Source organism: Candidatus Pristimantibacillus lignocellulolyticus (assembly GCA_023639215.1).
GTDB lineage: Bacteria > Bacillota > Bacilli > Paenibacillales > Paenibacillaceae > Pristimantibacillus > Pristimantibacillus lignocellulolyticus.
This window is the reverse complement of sequence record CP097899.1, coordinates 4,945,791-4,963,936: the sequence shown is the minus strand read 5'-3', so window position 1 is coordinate 4,963,936 and position 18,146 is coordinate 4,945,791. Positions and strand designations below refer to the sequence as shown.

The 18,146-nt window shown below is 37.6% G+C and carries 19 protein-coding genes; 12 read left to right on the top strand and 7 right to left on the bottom strand.

Annotated features, from left to right (window positions below):
* Positions 1–20: 20 nt before the first annotated feature.
* Positions 21–911 (top strand): LysR family transcriptional regulator, encoded by an 891-nt coding sequence (locus tag NAG76_21640; GenBank protein URN94392.1) that lies wholly within the window; start codon positions 21–23, stop codon positions 909–911.
* 114 nt (positions 912–1,025) lie between these two features.
* Here NAG76_21640 and NAG76_21635 read toward each other — a convergent pair whose 3' ends face one another.
* Positions 1,026–1,694 carry a zinc metallopeptidase gene (locus NAG76_21635; protein ID URN94391.1) on the bottom strand — a complete coding sequence of 223 codons (669 nt, stop codon included), beginning with the start codon at positions 1,692–1,694 and terminating at the stop codon, positions 1,026–1,028.
* Positions 1,695–1,725: 31 nt separating this feature from the next.
* A complete protein-coding gene (locus NAG76_21630) occupies positions 1,726–2,166 on the bottom strand; it encodes a MerR family transcriptional regulator (protein URN94390.1) in 441 nt (146 codons plus the stop codon).
* A 417-nt stretch (positions 2,167–2,583) separates the two neighbouring features.
* Here NAG76_21630 and NAG76_21625 point away from each other — a divergent pair, with 417 nt between their 5' ends.
* Genes NAG76_21625 through NAG76_21615 form a run of 3 tightly spaced genes read left to right on the top strand, consistent with a single transcriptional unit; the run spans position 2,584 to position 5,807 of the window.
* Entirely contained in the window at positions 2,584–3,945 is a 1,362-nt protein-coding gene (locus NAG76_21625) for an ammonium transporter (GenBank protein ID URN94389.1), read from the top strand.
* Positions 3,946–3,985: 40 nt separating this feature from the next.
* Positions 3,986–5,056, top strand: coding sequence for a DUF294 nucleotidyltransferase-like domain-containing protein (locus tag NAG76_21620; GenBank protein ID URN94388.1), 1,071 nt, complete (start codon positions 3,986–3,988; stop codon positions 5,054–5,056).
* Positions 5,057–5,069: 13 nt separating this feature from the next.
* On the top strand, positions 5,070–5,807 hold the full coding sequence (locus NAG76_21615; GenBank protein URN94387.1) for an exonuclease domain-containing protein: 738 nt from the start codon (positions 5,070–5,072) through the stop codon (positions 5,805–5,807).
* Here the strand turns inward: NAG76_21615 and NAG76_21610 are convergent.
* On the bottom strand, positions 5,793–6,209 hold the full coding sequence (locus NAG76_21610) for a Mov34/MPN/PAD-1 family protein (GenBank protein ID URN94386.1): 417 nt from the start codon (positions 6,207–6,209) through the stop codon (positions 5,793–5,795). The genes NAG76_21615 and NAG76_21610 overlap by 15 nt on opposite strands.
* Positions 6,210–6,368: 159 nt before the next feature.
* Between NAG76_21610 and NAG76_21605 the strand changes: the two genes are divergently transcribed.
* Together NAG76_21605 and NAG76_21600 are read left to right on the top strand one after the other, a co-directional pair.
* Positions 6,369–6,917, top strand: coding sequence for a TlpA family protein disulfide reductase (locus NAG76_21605; GenBank protein URN94385.1), 549 nt, complete (start codon positions 6,369–6,371; stop codon positions 6,915–6,917).
* Between the two features lie 187 nt (positions 6,918–7,104).
* Complete coding sequence (locus NAG76_21600; GenBank protein URN94384.1) at positions 7,105–8,364, top strand: MFS transporter; 1,260 nt, start codon at positions 7,105–7,107, stop codon at positions 8,362–8,364.
* A gap of 65 nt (positions 8,365–8,429) precedes the next feature.
* Here the strand turns inward: NAG76_21600 and cimA are convergent, their stop codons facing one another.
* Complete coding sequence (gene cimA / locus NAG76_21595; GenBank protein ID URN94383.1) at positions 8,430–10,049, bottom strand: citramalate synthase; 1,620 nt, start codon at positions 10,047–10,049, stop codon at positions 8,430–8,432.
* A gap of 198 nt (positions 10,050–10,247) precedes the next feature.
* Here cimA and NAG76_21590 point away from each other — a divergent pair, with 198 nt between their 5' ends.
* Together NAG76_21590 and NAG76_21585 are read left to right on the top strand one after the other, a co-directional pair.
* The gene (locus NAG76_21590; GenBank protein URN94382.1) at positions 10,248–11,546 is read left to right on the top strand and encodes a DNA polymerase IV; all 1,299 of its coding nucleotides are present in this window, start codon (positions 10,248–10,250) and stop codon (positions 11,544–11,546) included.
* Positions 11,547–11,643: 97 nt separating this feature from the next.
* A complete protein-coding gene (locus NAG76_21585) occupies positions 11,644–11,880 on the top strand; it encodes a ferredoxin (GenBank protein URN94381.1) in 237 nt (78 codons plus the stop codon).
* 71 nt (positions 11,881–11,951) lie between these two features.
* Here the strand turns inward: NAG76_21585 and NAG76_21580 are convergent, their stop codons facing one another.
* A complete protein-coding gene (locus NAG76_21580; GenBank protein ID URN94380.1) occupies positions 11,952–12,092 on the bottom strand; it encodes a hypothetical protein in 141 nt (46 codons plus the stop codon).
* Between the two features lie 299 nt (positions 12,093–12,391).
* Here NAG76_21580 and NAG76_21575 point away from each other — a divergent pair, with 299 nt between their 5' ends.
* Together NAG76_21575 and NAG76_21570 are read left to right on the top strand one after the other, a co-directional pair.
* Positions 12,392–13,489 (top strand): quinone-dependent dihydroorotate dehydrogenase, encoded by a 1,098-nt coding sequence (locus tag NAG76_21575; GenBank protein URN94379.1) that lies wholly within the window; start codon positions 12,392–12,394, stop codon positions 13,487–13,489.
* 16 nt (positions 13,490–13,505) lie between these two features.
* The gene (locus tag NAG76_21570) at positions 13,506–14,309 is read left to right on the top strand and encodes a GTP pyrophosphokinase family protein (GenBank protein URN94378.1); all 804 of its coding nucleotides are present in this window, start codon (positions 13,506–13,508) and stop codon (positions 14,307–14,309) included.
* A gap of 91 nt (positions 14,310–14,400) precedes the next feature.
* Here NAG76_21570 and NAG76_21565 read toward each other — a convergent pair whose 3' ends face one another.
* Positions 14,401–14,913: a PCYCGC domain-containing protein gene (locus tag NAG76_21565; GenBank protein ID URN94377.1), complete on the bottom strand. Its 513-nt coding sequence runs from the start codon at positions 14,911–14,913 to the stop codon at positions 14,401–14,403.
* A gap of 12 nt (positions 14,914–14,925) precedes the next feature.
* Positions 14,926–15,450, bottom strand: a complete 525-nt coding sequence (locus tag NAG76_21560; protein URN94376.1) for a thioredoxin family protein — start codon at positions 15,448–15,450, stop codon at positions 14,926–14,928.
* A gap of 124 nt (positions 15,451–15,574) precedes the next feature.
* On the opposite strand from NAG76_21560, the gene NAG76_21555 reads away from it, so the two are divergent.
* Positions 15,575–17,179: an RsmB/NOP family class I SAM-dependent RNA methyltransferase gene (locus NAG76_21555; protein ID URN94375.1), complete on the top strand. Its 1,605-nt coding sequence runs from the start codon at positions 15,575–15,577 to the stop codon at positions 17,177–17,179.
* Positions 17,179–17,949: an rRNA pseudouridine synthase gene (locus tag NAG76_21550; GenBank protein ID URN94374.1), complete on the top strand. Its 771-nt coding sequence runs from the start codon at positions 17,179–17,181 to the stop codon at positions 17,947–17,949. The genes NAG76_21555 and NAG76_21550 overlap by 1 nt, the downstream gene beginning before the upstream one ends.
* The last annotated feature ends 197 nt before the right edge of the window (positions 17,950–18,146 follow it).

Sequence of the window (18,146 nt, the reverse complement as noted above, 5' to 3'; positions counted from 1 at the left end):
AGTAGGAGAGATTTTAACTTATGGAATTGCGACAGCTTTATTACTTTGTAAAGGTGGCACAAAAGGAACATGTAACGCAAGCTGCAGAAGAATTGCATGTTGCTCAGTCAGCAGTTAGTAGGCAGATCCATCAGCTAGAAGAAGAATTAGGAGTAAAGTTGTTTGTTCAAAAGGGACGTAATCTACAATTAACACCAGTTGGGCAACTGTTCCTAAGACGCGCAGACGAAATATTGCGTGAACTAGATCGCGCAGTACAGGAAGTTCATGAATTTCTTGACCCAGAAAAGGGAGAAATTCGTCTTGGCTTTCCGCATAGCTTAGGTATTTCTCTAGTGCCACAAGTTGTAGCTGCTTTCAGACATCATAATCCGGATGTTAAGTTTAGATTTAGACAAGGGATGTACCCAACTTTAATTCGTGATTTGGTTAAAGGTGATATAGATTTAGCTTTTATCTCACCTGTTCCTAATGAGCAGGATCAAGTTACAGGGAAAGTATTAATTACAGAGGAACTGTTTGCGATTTTACCAAGCAATCATCCATTAGCTGAACGGGAAGAAATACGACTTAATGAATTGAAAGATGATCAATTTATTGTGTTTGGAGAAGGGTATTCTTTGCGACCTATCGTCATGAATGCTTGTGAGGCTGCAGGGTTCACTCCTAATATAGCATTCGAAGGAGAAGAGACTGATACGATTCGTGGGCTCGTGGCAGCTGGGATGGGTGTGAGCTTACTGCCTAAGATGGCTGTTGAGTTTGTGGCGCCAATTCCGATTGCAATCGTTAAGGTGATCGATCCTGTCATTACTCGAAATGTTGGAATTATACATCGTACTAATGAAAAGCTACCGCTAGTAGCAAAAGTATTTTATAATTTTCTGATGAATTATTTCGCGCGTAAGTAATTGTAATGATGGATTACTTCACAAGAAAGTTATTATAACAATCAATGATTGTTAACGTTCAGAAAAAGAAGCTATCGCCTAAGCGATAGCTTCTTTTTCTATAGCGGTTCACATTTATTCGCGGTTTTGTGTAACGATAAGAACGTAACGGATAAGCTCTAATAGAGATAGAAGTGCTGCAGCAACATATGTAAGTGCGGCAGAGTTAAGCACTTTAGCAACGCCTTTTTCTTCATCACTACGAATAAATCCTTCAGATATCATTACATCTCTTGCTCGGTTACTTGCGTTGAACTCAACGGGTAATGTAATGAGTTGGAACAATACAGTACAAGCAAAGAATATTACACCAAGTTGAGCAAGGCCCATCATTTGGAAAAGAAAACCTGCGATTAATAGAAATGGTGCTACACCAGAAGCGAAATTAACTACTGGGAAAATTTTGTGACGCGCTACTAAAAATGGATATGATTCTTTATGTTGAATAGCATGGCCGATCTCATGACAAGCTACCGCAATAGCGCTAATTGATCTTTCATAGTAAACAGGTTCAGATAGTCTAACTACACGATTAATTGGATCATAATGATCTGTCAGTGAACCAGCAATCGGTTCGATCGGAATGTGTTGTAATCCGTTGCTATCTAACATACGACGAGCTGCTTGGTATCCAGTCAATCCACTAGAAGTTGCAACTGTTGACCATTTCTTAAATGTGCCTTTTACTTTGAATTGTGCCCAAATCGTCAATCCAAAGGCCAAAATAATGAGAACTATCATCATTTGAAATTCCTCCATGTACAAGATGATTACGTTACATAAGTGAGCTTTTGTTCATTAATAGCATCAAAGCTTCTATACAAGCTGCTGTTTGAGGCAACAATCGAGTGTAAAGATGTTTTGCTTGCTTAGGCTTAAGTTGGTCCAGAACCGGTTCTAATTGCTTAACTTCACGTTGAAGAACAGAAAGTTGTTGTTCTAGTTCTGAAAGTTTTAAACTTAACTTCTTTTGAGAAGTGATGCTATCCCATTGTGCCAAAATCTCTTTTATCTCATCTAACGTATGTTTATCTTTTTTTAATGATTCAATACGTTCTAATCGTTGTAAGGTTTCAACATTGTACAAACGATACTTATTATCTGTACGCATAGTAGGCAGAATAAGTCCAATAGATGTATAGTAATCAATCGTCCGAGGGCTAATGTTAGCAAGTTTCGAAAGTTCACCAATCCTATATAATATTGCTTCGTTCAAAAAATTCACCGTCCTTCATCGTAGCCTCTCTACTGATTTTAATAGTAAAAGGTGGTTCTCGTCAAACGTCTCTTCCTATTAATAGAGAAATAAAAATATTCGCTTTATTCTAATAATAGAAGAGCCTTATCCAATTATGTTCTCGGGTAGCAATAAAGTGTAAAAATATTATTAGGAAATGTTAAAACTTATAGTACTACGTAAACTGAATGATCACTGATTAGAATAGTAATTGTAGAAAAACATAGTTTTATGTTAGGTAATGATGTTTTCCTTTAATGAATTTACAAGTCATGCATAAAAGTGCAAATATGAATACATAAAATATATTCTTTTCCCACTCCATCAACGGTACAATAACATTAATTCTTACGAAATATGTTAGATAACATTACATCATATTGGGGAGTGGTTGTTATGATTAAAAAAACATTACTGGCTTTAGGGTTGATATCGATGGTCTTCCCGCTTGCAGCATACGCTTCTGAAGCAGATATTGCAAACCTTACTATGGGATTAGATTCACTTTGGATTATGTTGGCATTTATCCTAGTACTATTGATGCAAGGTGGTTTCATTCTACTAGAAGCTGGTTCCACTCGGATGAAAAATGCAGGGCATGTCGCAGGTAAAACAATTTTCACAGTCGGTTTAGCAGCAATCGTTTATTGGGCAGTAGGATATGGAATAGCGTTCGGTTCGTCGGCTTCAGAAGGTATGAGTCCATTTATTGGTTGGGGCGAATTCTTCTTCTCTCCGGCAACAGAAGTACTTGAAGGAGAAAGTTTTCCAGCATCAGTTTTCTTCTTATTCCAATTAGCGTTTGCAGCAATTTCACTTTCAATTGCATGGGGTGGATTTGCAGAACGAGCTAAATTAGGTTCGTATGTTATCTTTACATTATTCTATGTATCATTTATTTATCCGATTGTAGCGCACTGGATTTGGGGTGGCGGTTGGTTAGCTGATCATGGCGCACAAGACTTTGCAGGTTCAACAGTTGTCCATTTATCAGGTGCAGTAGCGGCTCTAGTAGCAACAATTTTACTTAAGCCACGTATCGGTAAATTCAACAAGGATGGTTCTCCGAACGAAATATTAGGACATAACCAAGTATTTACAGCATTATCTGTTCTTTTACTATGGGTAGGTTGGTTCGGTTTCAACGCTGGTTCAACAGTAGCAATCGGAGATGGATTCTTCGCTTATGTTGGTTTCACTACAATGATTGCTGCAGGTGCTGGTGGTGTTTCTGCACTATTAATTTCATGGGCAGTAAGTGGTAAAGCTGATATTACATCAATGCTTAACGGTGTTCTTGGTGGTTTGGTAGCAATTACAGCATCTTGTGCATTCGTAGATCCTTGGGCAGCTGCAGTAATTGGTCTAATCGCTGGTGTGCTTGTGTTCTATAGCGTTAAAATGTTTGAAAAACTTAAAATTGATGATCCAATCTATGCATTGTCTGTTCACGGTATGGCAGGTGTATGGGGTACGCTAGCTAACGGTATCTTCGCTACACAAGCACTTGCTGAAAAAGTTGGTGTTGGTCAAGGTGGTTTACTTGATACAGGTAGCTTCAAACAACTTTGGGTTCAAATCGAATCAGTTGTATTTGCTGGAGTATTCGTAGCAGTTTCTTCATTCATCGTTCTTGGAATTATGAAAAAAGTAATGGGCTTCCGTGTAACTGAAGAACAAGAGATTGTAGGTCTTGACTTGTCGGAGCATGGTGCATATGGATATCCTGAGCAATTAACGAAAAGTGAAAATGCTTAATACAAGATAATGACTACGGTTGTATGAGGAGTCGATAGAGTTGGAAATTGCTAAATTTGCTAAGCTGAAAGATGAAATTTCGAGTGCAAAAAATGTAACGCAACTACGTGGCTTGAGAGATCAATTTCAACAATCAACAGGGCATATTGAGCAACTGCATGGCGCGTATGACATTGAACAATGGAATTTTCATATCAATGATGTACATGACACTCTGATTAGGAAAACCGTTGCATTAGCAGAATTAAGAATGGTAGGAGAGGGCCTAGGGCCCCCTCCTACTTCATATTCATATCTATTGCTAGGTAGTGGTGGCAGAAGTGAGCAGACGCTAGCTAGTGATCAAGATAGTGCCCTCATCTACGAAGATACTTTTAACAATGAGGAAGTAAAGCAATATTACATCAATTTCTCAGGACGAGTTGTAGACATGTTGAAACAACTTGGCTATCCTCCATGTGATGGGAAAGTTCAAAGTAATGAGCTAATGTGGTGTCAGTCAGAAACGGAATGGAAACAGAAATTGGAAAATTGGTTTATTGATGCCTCTTGGGAGTCCATTCGTTATTTACTAATCTGTGCAGACGCGAGATGTATTGCTGGTAATGAACAACTTTTCAATCGTATAAGTGATTATTACAAATTAGGATTGTTTCGACACGTAACAATAATGGAACGAATGATTGATAATACGGTACAGTACAAAATGTTAGTTGGTGTTTTTGGTCAATTTATTACGGATCGTTATGGTGATCATGTTGGTAGTATTGATGTCAAATATGGCGCATACATACCAATAGTTAATTCCATCCGTTGGTTAGCATTGAACAATCATGTTCCAAGCACATCCACGATTAGTCGAATTGATAGCTTATTTGATAAAGAAGTTATTTCGGTAAGTGAATATAAACAATATCGAGAGGCCTTTCTACAGATGTTGAGCTTGCGTTTACGAGCGGGGCATCGTTTGGAGGATGGGTATTATGAAGGTTATAGCAAACTTAATCCGAAAAAGTTAGATTCGGATGAAATAAGAGATCTCAAGAAAAATTTAAAAATTGGAAAAGAAATTCAAAGGCATGTACTAAGAGAATTTGGAAGGTTAAAGTAGGACGGTGTAACTGATGAAAGAGCCTAATGGTGTCGGGAGAATGTGGAATTTATATCGAACAGGTGGCTTTACACCTGCTATCGCTTCAATGCTTGGGTCCCAAAATGCTCAGCATATGGCACAAATTCGAAATATGAATCGCGAACAACGCAGAACATCAGCGCTTGATGCGACACTAGATAGTTTAGAGGTTGTTGTGTTTGATTTGGAAACAACGGGGTTCAGTCCAAACAATGGTGATGAAATCATTTCATTCGGTGCAGTTAGTGTGCGAGGTGGTAAAATTATTGAAGAGGAAAGCTTCTACTCTTTAGTTAATCCTAAAAGGAATATTCCACTTAATATATCGGAACTAACAGGAATCAGCAATGAAATGGTTAAGGATGCCCCTGATCTTATACAAGTATTAAGTAGTTTTATGTCTTTTATCGGAAAAAGGATACTAGTTGCTCATGCTTCAGGACATGATAAGCAATTTCTGAATCAAGCATTATGGCGCACCTCTAAAACAAATTTGAATCATAGAGTTATTGATACAATAATGCTTGCAAAATGGCTTGAGCCTGGACTCCCTCAATATGATCTCGATACATTACTGCTTCGTAATGAAATTCCTATCGCTAATCGCCATCATGCATTAGAAGATTCTATAATGACAGCAAAGTTATGGAATAAATATATGGATAAAATATCACTCAAAAAAAACATAGTCACACTAGGTGATGTTTACGCCTATTTAAGTCAACATTAACGGGTAGTCTTTCATTCCTTTGGTCGGCAGATGCTGATACAATCGAATATAGGGACTATCTTTTTGTTTATAACTAACTATACATAGTAATTGCTGTTGTTGATTATCAAAACCTATTGTATCTAAGGAAGAAGGTAACGCTTCTTCATTCGGATGTGTATGCATGTAACCAATCAATTGTAAGTTATTTCGTTGCAACTGATATAGGGTATTGATCCAAGATTGAGGTTGGAAAGAAAAGTAGTGCAACGGGTTTGGGTGATCATTTATAATCGGAATAAATGTATCGATACGTTCGCCATTGCTACTAGCTATTACACCACAAGACTCAAAAGGAAGATTTGCGTATCCATAGGTTAATATCTCTTTGTAGCAGGATGATGTCATGGTAAGTGTGTTCAATGTGTTCACCTCAAGTCTTATTATTGTACATTAGTATAACGATCACTAGGAAGGTTAACAATAGTGTTATGTTCATCATTCTGCAATATCGTTATCTTGTTGCATATGGCAACTCATGGTAGGATAAGGATAGAGTACTGGCTTTAGGAAAGGGACGACATGAAAAGAATATATTCCATAATTGTTGTATCGTTGTTACTTGCTAGTTTAGGGATTTATAACTATATAGATGGGCGCAAGTCGGAAACTATGCTCTCTAATGGTGGAGTATCACTAGAAGATTTTAAACCAAAAGCTGGACAATTGTCGCCGGCACAAGAACTTCCTGATTTTAATGAGCAAATGATAAGTTTTGGATCAGCTCAACCTAAATTACAATTGATTAATTTCTGGGCATCTTGGTGTGGTCCTTGTGAACTTGAAGCTCCAGATTTGCAGAAGATACATGAGAAATACAGTAATTCTTTAGTTTTGTATGGTGTGAATGCTACCAAAGATGATCGTGAACGCCAAGCACGGCAATTTGTAGAGGATCAAGGATTTACATTTGATATTTTATTTGATCGTGAAGGCGATATTACTAATTTATATAAAGTAGGAACATTCCCAACGAGTTTTTTAGTTGATCGAGATGGAGTTATTCGTGAACGTATTAATGGAGTTATTACGTTAGAACAATGGGAAAGAATTATTGAGCAATATATGTAAGTCAGTTATGTTTCTTTATGAACATGAATCCGTTATTTGCATAAAAGCAATAAATTCTCAAAGAGAGTTGTCTCATTGTCGATTCATATGACAATAAGATAACTCTTTTTTCTTGCGAAAAAAGGGTGACATTTCTATTTGATGATGAATAGGCTAATGCATCTTGAGTGGTAAGAAGGTGGATATGATGGGAGCTAAGAGCGATCAGCCCTTGAATAAGATACGCAACTATTACGATATTGTCGTTATACTGGTTCTATTTTTCCCAGCATTATTTGTGTTATCAGCAGTTTATTTCACGGTTCCAATAATAAATGAATTGAAATTAACATGGAATATTAACAATGTTGAAGCGGCGTGGAGTAGTACTATATTTTCTATATGTTTTGCTCTTGGTTGCCTAATATATGGGCCTATTTCTAACTATGTTGGTCGTAAGCCCATCATTGTTATTGGTTTAATTTCTTTATCAATCATTACGATTTGTTGCTATTTTGTGAAAGAGTACGGGGAGTTTCTGTTATTACGTGCATTACAAGGTGCTACAGCTGCAAGTTTCTCGCCAGTGGCACTTACTTATATTGCGGAACGTTTTACATTACCAAAGAGAGTACTCGTTGTTGGTTATATTAGTATGGGATTTCTACTTGGTGGAATTGTAGGGCAGCTCTTAGCAAGTTATTTTGCTACGTATCATTACTGGCAACATTTATATGGCTGGATGAGTATCATTTATGGATTGCTAGCCATAATTGTTTTGATAGGGTTACCGAACATAGATGATCGAACAAAAGATGTTTTGAGGATTCGCTATATAACATTTAACCGATTAATAAGATTAGTAAAGCGAACAACATCGAACAATACACTAGAACGTATTGTTGCTGCCCTAGAAGACTTTCGGAATAAAAGATTGTTATTAGTTTACGTAATTACGTTTACGGTCTTATTTGGCTTTGTAGGCTGTTATACGATCTTTGCAAATATATTGCATGGTCAATTAACAAGTACTCAATTACTGTGGTTTCGTGCGTATGGTGCAATTGGTATGCTCATTTGCCCATTTGTACGATATATACCATTGCCACTCGTAACTATGTTGCGACTGGCTTTATCGCTAGCGATACTATCTCTACTACTGTTAACGTTTGAACAACAGTTGAGTGTCTATATTTTAATTAGTATCGTTTTTACTTTTTCTATTGCATGGCTTGTACCAATTGTCATTGCTTTGGTAGGAATTTATGGAGAATTGCATCGAGGATTATCGACATCAATATATACATTTATTTTATTTCTTGGAGCAGCACTTGCGCCAATCGTTGCAACGCTTGTCATCAATAGTTCATATCGTGAGTTTTCATTTATTTTGTTTGCCTTGACCTATGCGGTAAGTTTAATCTGTGCGATGCAACTGCCAAAGTCAAGTTATAAGCAGATGAACTAGATGAACTAGTGAAGATGGAATTAAAAAAAGCTTGAATCTCATTGAAGAGATCCAAGCTTAATGCATTATAGATTTGCAAGTCCAGCATGTTCTAGGGAAGTATTAGGTAGGGAATTAATGTTCGCTTTCTCCAAACTAATTAGAGCATAGTGGAAGCTATCAACAATTGCTGCCCAACTCGCATCAATAACATTACCGGATAAGCCGACCGTATTCCAACTATTTAACTTACCTGTAGATTCAATCAATACGCGAACTTTAGCTGCGGTTGCATCTTTTTCATCAATTACGCGAACCTTATAATCGGTCAGATGAACATGTTCAATATCAGGGTAATGCTGGATAAGTGCTTTACGAAGCGCAGTATCGAGTGCATTTACAGGTCCATTACCTTCTGCAACAGTATAAATCGGTTTGCCATCAACTGTTATTTTCACGATTGCTTCAGAAATCATTACGTCGTTTTTATTTTCACTATGGATTTTGAAAGAATCTACATGGAATGCAGGTTCCCAATCACCGAAAGCTTTGCGCAGTAACAATTCAAGTGATGCATCAGCTGCCTCAAATTGATACCCTTCATGCTCAAGTTCTTTAATATGATCCATAATTTGTTTAGTTTTTTCGTTATTCGTATTAACATTAAGTCCAAGAGCAGATGCTTTAGAAATGATGTTACTTTGCCCTGCAAGTTCAGAGACAAGCACACGTTGCTTATTACCTACCAATTCAGGTTGGATATGCTCGTATGTTTTTGAGTCCTTCATAATAGCAGAAACATGAATTCCGCCTTTATGTGCGAACGCAGCATTACCTACATAAGCTTGACCAACAGGCATATGAACGTTTGCAATTTCACTAATGTAACGAGCAGTATTTGTTAATGTAGTAATTTTATTGTCAGGAAGACAATCATAATTCATTTTCAATTGAAGATTAGGAATAATAGAACAAAGATTTGCATTACCACAACGTTCTCCATAGCCATTGATCGTGCCTTGAACTTGAGTTGCACCAGCACCAACTGCAGCAAGTGTATTAGCGACAGCTAACTCACAGTCATTATGAGTGTGTATACCAATAGGCACATCAAGCTCATCTTTCACTCGAGAGACAATCTCAGCGATTTCATTCGGTAGTGTTCCACCATTCGTATCGCATAGAACTAACCAATCCGCGCCACCTGCTTGGGCACTTTTTAGTGCAGCAATTGCGTATTCAGGATTATTTTTGTAACCATCAAAGAAATGCTCTGCATCATACATCGCTTCCATACTATTACGTTTCAGAAAAGCAAACGAATCTTGGATCATTGCTAAGTTTTCTTCAAGAGTAGTTTGTAGTGCAATATGTACATGGAAATCCCATGCTTTTCCGACTAGAGTTGCAGCTGGTACACCAGATTCAATAATTCTAAGTAGACTCGCATCATGTTCGGCAATACTATTCTTACGACGAGTACTACCAAAAGCGGTAAGTTTGGCATTCAATTTCAACGACTTCACTCGTTGGAAAAATTCAATGTCTTTACCATTACTACCTGGATTTCCACCCTCAATATAGTTAACTCCTAAAGAGTCGAGTTTTTGAGCGATTTTAAGCTTATCATCTGCGGACAGGCTTATACCTTCACCTTGTGTACCGTCGCGCAGCGTCGTATCGAAAATAAATATTTTAGATGACATAATTAAGATTGACGCCTCCTTAAATGATAACAGACACTAACTATATTTACGTATTATAGCACTAATAGTAACTGTATGAAATGTTATGCGGAAATGTTGTCTTTTATCCATATTGACTCAAATGAAATGGTTGTCTATGCTAATTCTATAATATAATGATCGGTTTGCATACCTGTTATCAAAATGGTGGTGAATAAAATGAATGATAATAATATTAATGGACATTATCCGGCAAATGGTAGAGTAATTCTACATTTAGATATGAATGCTTTTTATTGTTCTGTACATGAAGCAGAAGAGCCGGAAGTATATGCAGGAAAAGCTACTGCAGTTTCTGGAAGTATTGAGCAGCGAAAAGGAATTATTGTTACCTGTTCATACGCTGCAAGAAAACTCGGCATTCGTACAGGGATGAATGTGCGGGAAGCTTTACGTATTGATGCCAACCTGATACTCATTACACCGAATTTTGATTTGTATCGTCGCTACTCTAAAGGGTTCATGTCGATTGCTAATCAATATACACCAGTTATTGAGCAAGTCTCGATTGACGAATGTTATCTCGATATTACCGGGTCCAAACTTTTTGGAACTCCACTTCATATTGCTGAAACGATTCAGAAGCGAATTAAGCAAGAATGGAATCTTCCCTGTTCGATTGGTGTAGCTCCGAATAAGTTATTAGCAAAGATGGCATCCGATATGAAGAAACCCAATGGCATAACGGTGTTGCGTCGAAGGGATGTACCGCATATATTATGGGAGAAGCCTTGTGTTGAATTGTTTGGCATTGGGCAAAAAACTGCTGAGAAGTTGAAAAAGCTCCATATCCATACGATTGGTGAACTTGCTAGTGCAGAGGAAACATTATTACTTAAGTCATTTGGCGTGATGGGTTCATGGATGAAGGACGCAGCAAATGGCATAGATAATAATGAGGTGAAATCGGAGCGGGAAGTTAATAAGTCGATAGGGCATACGACAACATTACCAGCAGATTTGACGAATAGCGAAGACATTAATCGCGTATTACTAAACTTATCAGATCAGACAACAAGAAGGTTACGACATCAAGGTCTAGTTGCGGGAACGGTTCAAATAACGATAAGAAAGCCAGATATGACGACGATTACTCGTTCTTATACGATGGACACGCCAACACACAATATGGAAGAGATCCATAAACAAGCACAACGATTGTTCGCACAGCATTGGCGTTATGGTGATCCTGTGCGATTGTTAGGAGTTACGTTGCAAAATTTACAACCGTTACAGTCTTCAGCTATTCAGTTAGATCTGTTTAGTTATAATGAAGAACCGAAGAAAGAAGCACTCACGAAAGTTATGGACCAATTACGTGATAAATTCGGTGAGAGTGCGGTGTTGACTGCAGGAATGCTAAGTGACGATCCTTCTAGTTTAATTCGTGATAAGAAAATTCGTGGAACATCACTTCAAAAGCTCGAAAAAGATTATGAAGATCTAGATAAAAGTTAGTAAGCATATTAAATTATTTTGTGTTATAATATTTTTTGGTATATATACAGCTTAATTTTATTTTTGCTTTCTGTGATAGAACTAGGAGGGAATGGCATTGGCTAAGTTTACTTGGGTTGAAAAAGACACTTGTATCGCATGTGGTGCATGTGGTGCAACTGCTCCCGACATCTATGATTACGATGACGAGGGTATAGCAGAAGTTATTTTTGAAGGCGACGCTAACAGAGGGGTTACTGAAATCCCTGAAGATATGTTTGAAGATATGCAGGATGCTTGTGATGGATGTCCGACAGATTCCATTAAAATTGCTGACGAGCCTTTCAATGCTTAATTGTATAGCGTAAAGGAACAGCCCTACTTCGTGCTCGAAGTAGGGCTGTTCATATGTATAGCTATTATTAATTATGAGAACACAATAAGAAGTACAGAAATGACAACAACAATGGCAACTGCAGCACCAATTACCCAATATAGAGCTTTTTTGTTTACCTCTTCTTTTGGTTTAACTTTCATTGTTGCTGGTTTACGTTTAGGTGCGCTCATACTCATTCAACCTTTCTATTTCTTTTTTTGTCCACAATAGAATTTATGAAATCCCGAGCGTAGCGCTGGGCAAATTCTATTTGGCGATAAAAGCTACCATATAAATGCGGTCGCTCATCCGTAAATTTCCTCGGGTAGAGGCTTACTCAATGCTTGTATGTATATTGTAATGCTTTTATGTTGGACTGGCAACATGATAGCGTCATCATTGTGTCAATCCGGTTAAGAATACTTTCTTTTTTGTATTAAAAAGGATACAATTATTGTTATAGCAGTGATACTGAAACGGAGTGGAATAAATGTTATATAGTAAAGTGTTAAAACCTTTTTTCTTTAAGATGGATCCTGAAAAGGCTCACCATCTTGTCATAGATGGACTAGCAATGGGGAGTAAAGTGCCTGGTACACTTGCCATTATGAATGGAATGTTTGGCGTAAAACCAGCACCTGAATTGAAATCGAATGTCTTAGGCTTAACGTTTGAACATCCGGTCGGTCTAGCAGCTGGTTTAGATAAAAATGGTGTATCAACTGATGGTTTTTCTAATATTGGTTTCGCATTTGCCGAAGTAGGGACAGTTACTCCAAAAGCTCAATCTGGAAATGATCAACCCCGATTGTTCCGTTTACCTTCAGATGAGGCATTAATTAATCGTATGGGTTTCAATAATGAAGGTGCTGATGCGATGTCAAAATCACTTCAACGTCGTAAACAACAAAAAATGCCTATCGCTGTAAATATCGGTAAAAATAAGGTTACTGCTAACGAATTAGCACACGAAGATTATTGTTCATGTATTAGAACGTTATATGATGATGGTGATTTCTTTGTAGTAAATATTAGTTCACCTAATACTCAAGGACTAAGAGAATTACAACATGGAAATGAATTACATAATTTATTGGTTCATGTATGCGAAGAGATGGATATTCAGGCACGTAAACGTAATGCACCTTCCAAACCAATATTCGTGAAGATTGCTCCAGATATGTCAGATGATCAATTAGAACATACTGTTGCTACGATTCAGAATAGCCAAATTTCAGGTATTATCGCAACGAATACAACATTGTCTCGTGATGGACTTACCCATCAGAATCAAGGGGAAACTGGTGGATTAAGTGGAGTGCCTTTGCGTGATCGCTCCACAGAGATTATACGTAAAGTATATCAGTTAACTAATGGAAATCTCCCAATTATTGGTTCGGGTGGAATCTTTACAGCTCAAGATGCATACGATAAGATTCGTGCCGGTGCTTCATTAGTAGAAATATATACGGCGTTGATATATAAAGGGCCTGAGGTATTACGCGAGTTAACAGATGGTTTGAAAGAATGCTTACGTAAAGATGACTTTAGTAATATCGTCGAAGCAATTGGTGCAGATCATAGATAAAACAGGAGGCGGCCAAATGGACGGCAGAGATTGGAGCCTATTTCTGCAGCCGTACGAGCAAGCGGTTGAAGAGTTGAAAGTTAAACTAAAAACGATGCGATCAGAGCTGAAAGCTAGAGAGGATTACACGCCGATTGAATTTGTTACTGGACGTGTGAAAAGAATTTCTAGCATTCTTGATAAAGCAAAACGTTTGAACGTAAGTGAAGATCGGCTTCATCTAGGGATAGAGGATATCGCAGGAATACGAATTATGTGTCAGTTCGTAGATGATATATATCGAGTAGCCTCACTGATTCGTACCCGCAAAGATCTGAAGTTGGTATATGAGAAAGATTATATAGCTAATTATAAGGAAAGTGGTTATCGCAGTTATCATATGATTATTGAATACCCAGTGCAAACAGCAATGGGACATACTCTTATTTTGGCAGAAATTCAAATACGTACATTAGCTATGAATTTTTGGGCGACAATCGAACATTCCTTGAATTATAAATATAAAAAAGCGTTGCCAGAAGATGTTCAACAACGTCTTCAAAAAGCTGCAGAGGCAGCATCGCAGCTAGATAATGAGATGACCAGTATTCGTAAAGAAATTTTGGATGCCCAAACCAGCTTTGAAGATAATTCGAATGTTGTTGCTTCAATACTTTGGGGTATTCAGAAATTATATACTTTTCATCAAGTACGCGTCGCTGCACAATACCAACATAAGTTCAATGAATATTTTGATAAGGAAGATTACTTGGCGTTGGAACAATTATCGTTGGATCTTGCTGCAGAAGTAGCGAAAGCGAAAAAGAACCATCATTCATAATCTTTCCTGTTCACTAACTATTTAAATAGAATTTCCTATGGACACGAAAAAGCACCGCATTCGCCGTTATCGGCAGATGAGGTGCTTTTTACTATGGCTGTTTATATGCCTGTTCAATCGCTTGTTTAATTTCATCTAAAGTGCTGCCTTTATTAGACATTTCTATGACCATTTCCATCTCATGCTTACATATACCACATGTCGTACTATGATCAGTCCATGTCACTGCTCCGTCATCTGCAGGATGCTCCGCCCAATAACACCTGAGTAATGAATCATGTGCTTCATCGATCTCAGTACCTTCCATACACCCACAATAACAAGGAAGTTCTCCCATCATATGCGCATGTTCTCCAACATGACTATATAACTCAGAAGTGAGTTTAGTATGGTTGCTTAAGAAAGTAGGGAGTTCATCTGTAGAAGTAGTAGTTTCCCATGTTTCTGAACCGACCGTATGAATATGTTCATCCTTGTCCATACTGCATGCAGCTAATAAAGTGATTAGTGCGAAACCGACTAGAAATAGATACATGAATGAAGACAAATTACTCTGTTTCAATGGTGTTTGATCTGAATTTGACTTTTGTTCATTAATTTCCATTATCAATCCTCTTTACTTATTATATTTTTCAAAGAAGGTCCGGAAATCGCTAAGTGTTGCTCCTTCTGGTGATCCATCTGCAACAATACCGCCTACGAGACGCTCAACTTCAACGCCATCTTCGAATGCAATTAGTGTTGGAGTATATTCAACGCCATACTTTTCTTGATATTTAGGGAATTCTAATAAATTGAATTGCGGTAAGTCCATACCTAATTCATTTACGATAGGCATAATTTCAGGTGTAGTTTGTTTGCAGTAATTACAGCTTGCTGAGAACATATAGACAACAAAATCTTCTTTTTCCTCTATCTTTTGATCTAGTTCTTCGGGTAAAATAATATTCTGGTAATTCGGATCGTTAAGTAATTGACGTGTAGCAGTATTTAATTCACCGGCAGGCTTATTATATAATACATTGTCCTTTTCTAGCTTACCCATTGCAAAAATTCCTACTAGTAATACAACAATAATTCCGATGTAAACTAATACCATGTTTGATTTCTTTTTCTTAGTATTTCTCTTATTCGTATTCACTTAATGATTCCCTCCAACTTTGTTTTCAAGTACATGTAAGTATTATTGTTACTTACTTACTTTTTTATATTATACACGATTTTATAAGTAGATGAAATATTTCTAAACTATTGGAGGCAACTGCATGAGCGCCACACTTCCCGCGTCTTTCCTAGAAAAGATGAAGTTTTTATTAGAACAAGAATATGACAATTTTATGTCATCGTATGATGAAAAACGCTATTATGGTCTTCGGGTTAATGAATTGAAAGTAAGTCATGAGCAATGGCTTAGACTTACTCCCTTTAAAAAACATCTTGAACCGATTCTTTGGACTGATAATGCTTATTACTATGAAGAGCAAGATCGTCCAGGAAAACATCCTCATTACCACGCAGGAATGTACTATATGCAAGAACCTAGCGCAATGGTGCCTGTAGAGTTACTTGATGTACAACCAGGTCAACGTGTTCTCGATCTTTGCGCAGCACCTGGCGGCAAATCTACGCAAATTGCAAGCAAGCTGCAAGGGCAGGGGATTATAGTAAGTAATGATATTGCCACTGAAAGAACGAAAGTATTGGCTAAAAATATTGAGTTAGCAGGGGTCCGTAATGCAGTTGTAATGAATGAGCACCCTAGTCAGATTGCAACGAGCTTTCCACAATGGTTTGACCGAGTATTGATCGATGCACCATGCTCTGGCGAAGGGATGTTCCGAAAAAATGAAAGTATGATTGAAGAATGGGAAAACTTCTCAGTTGAACGGTGCAGTAGTATGCAACGAGAGATATTAGACGATGTTGCCAAAATGGTTGCGCCAGGCGGTCAAATCGTTTATTCGACATGTACATTTTCTCCAGAAGAGAATGAAGAGCAAATCGCGAGATTTCTCACCAGACAGCCGGAGTTTTCGGTGGTACAAGTTGAAGTTAATTGGGGTTGGTCTCATGGTAATCATCAATGGGTAAGTGATGAAATTTCGGAGCAACTTAGTCAAAAGCAATTACTTTCTATCGATGGGACAATACGTTTATGGCCTCATCGTATGAAAGGCGAAGGTCATTATGTTGCTGTTCTTAAACGTGAGGGTATAGCTAGAGATATTTCAGAATCTTCATCGGGTCGCGAAGTTGAACGACATATTATGTGGCGAACGATAGATAATACTGTAACAAAGCGTGATAAGCATACTAAAAATGAATCTAAATTTGTGAAGAGTGGAAATGGTAATCGTTCCTCTATTAAAGGAAAAGAAAAACTGAAACAAAACCAAAATTATGGAAAGTCAATAAATGCAGAGGCTACACCTGAAGAAATGTGGAACAAATTTGCTAAGGAACAGCTTTCAATTGTTCCTATTGTGAATTACGAGGCCATTTGTTACGGAAATCGTGTATACTTACAACCAGAGGGTCTACCTTCATTAGCGGGCTTGAAAGTAGTGCGTGCAGGTTGGTATATCGGAGAGTTAAAAAACGGAAAGTTCATACCTTCTCATCCGTTAGCGATGGGTATGAGGCAAGATGAAGCGATTAGAAGTATTAATTTTGCAAGTACGGATGAGCTGTTACAACGTTATCTGAAAGGTGAAACTATTTTTATTGATTCAGATCAACTTATAATAAAGGATGGGACTAAACAAAATGGCTACGTACTAATTTGTGTAGATCACTGTTCTGTAGGTTTTGGTAAGTATGTAGATGGTATGATCAAAAATGAACTTCCAGCGGGATGGAGACTGATATAGTGTTAGAAAAATTAAGAGTAGACAAGCTGCTTTCTCATGCGGGCTATGGGACACGTAGTGAAATCAAAAAGGCAGTAAAAGCAGGTCGTGTATTCATCGATGGTGTGAAAGTTAAAGATAGTGGAATTATAGTACAACCAGATATACAAATAATCACATTTGATGATGAGCAAGTACATTATAAGTCTACTATCTACCTTATGTTGAACAAGCCCCAAGGTGTTATCTCTGCAACAGAGGATGGTCGTGAGCGTACGGTGATCGATCTTCTGTCCGCCGAAGATAATTTGTTAAGCCCATTTCCAGTAGGACGTTTGGACAAAGACACAACAGGATTACTACTGTTAACGAATGATGGTCAGCTTGCACATGAACTTCTATCTCCGAAGAAACATGTAGATAAAACTTACGAAGCATTAGTGCTTGGAGAAGTTAATGAGGCAGATAAGATCGCTTTCGAGCAAGGTGTAACGCTAGATGATGGTTACGTTACAAAGCCAGCAAATCTAGTGATCTTCGAGGGTTTACAGTCTGATGAAGGACTATGTACTCGAATACAGCTAACGATTACAGAAGGAAAGTTTCATCAAGTGAAGCGCATGTTCCTTGCTGTAGGTAAGCAAGTATTGACTTTGACTCGTTTAAGTATGGGTCCATTGCAATTAGATGAAAACTTACCTTTAGGTAAATATCGTGAACTAACGGATGAAGAAGTGAGTTTACTGAAGCAACATCGTGGAACAGGGAATAACATCGTTACTAATTCATAAATGATCTAACAGTCGAACATCAATCCTCTTATGTAGATACAACCATAATCATTATGGAAAGTCTATATAAGAGGATTTTTTTTGTATTTAAATGATGCGATAACCAATGATGAAGCAAATACTTTTCTTTGATATCTCATAATTCTCTCAACTCCCAGTTATTGTGTTGGTCGTTCTCTTTACAGTAATCACATTTA

What these genes read in the sequence shown, in the direction of transcription:
- NAG76_21635 (URN94391.1), bottom strand. Translation starts at nt 1,694, where the DNA reads ATGATGATAGTTCTCATTATTTTGGCCTTTGGATTGACGATTTGGGCA.
- NAG76_21570 (URN94378.1), top strand. Translation starts at nt 13,506, where the DNA reads ATGGACGGCAGAGATTGGAGCCTATTTCTGCAGCCGTACGAGCAAGCG.
- NAG76_21605 (URN94385.1), top strand. Translation starts at nt 6,369, where the DNA reads ATGAAAAGAATATATTCCATAATTGTTGTATCGTTGTTACTTGCTAGT.
- NAG76_21615 (URN94387.1), top strand. Translation starts at nt 5,070, where the DNA reads ATGAAAGAGCCTAATGGTGTCGGGAGAATGTGGAATTTATATCGAACA.
- NAG76_21600 (URN94384.1), top strand. Translation starts at nt 7,105, where the DNA reads ATGGGAGCTAAGAGCGATCAGCCCTTGAATAAGATACGCAACTATTAC.
- NAG76_21565 (URN94377.1), bottom strand. Translation starts at nt 14,913, where the DNA reads ATGGAAATTAATGAACAAAAGTCAAATTCAGATCAAACACCATTGAAA.
- NAG76_21590 (URN94382.1), top strand. Translation starts at nt 10,248, where the DNA reads ATGAATGATAATAATATTAATGGACATTATCCGGCAAATGGTAGAGTA.
- NAG76_21555 (URN94375.1), top strand. Translation starts at nt 15,575, where the DNA reads ATGAGCGCCACACTTCCCGCGTCTTTCCTAGAAAAGATGAAGTTTTTA.
- NAG76_21640 (URN94392.1), top strand. Translation starts at nt 21, where the DNA reads ATGGAATTGCGACAGCTTTATTACTTTGTAAAGGTGGCACAAAAGGAA.
- NAG76_21580 (URN94380.1), bottom strand. Translation starts at nt 12,092, where the DNA reads ATGAGCGCACCTAAACGTAAACCAGCAACAATGAAAGTTAAACCAAAA.
- cimA (URN94383.1), bottom strand. Translation starts at nt 10,049, where the DNA reads ATGTCATCTAAAATATTTATTTTCGATACGACGCTGCGCGACGGTACA.
- NAG76_21575 (URN94379.1), top strand. Translation starts at nt 12,392, where the DNA reads ATGTTATATAGTAAAGTGTTAAAACCTTTTTTCTTTAAGATGGATCCT.
- NAG76_21625 (URN94389.1), top strand. Translation starts at nt 2,584, where the DNA reads ATGATTAAAAAAACATTACTGGCTTTAGGGTTGATATCGATGGTCTTC.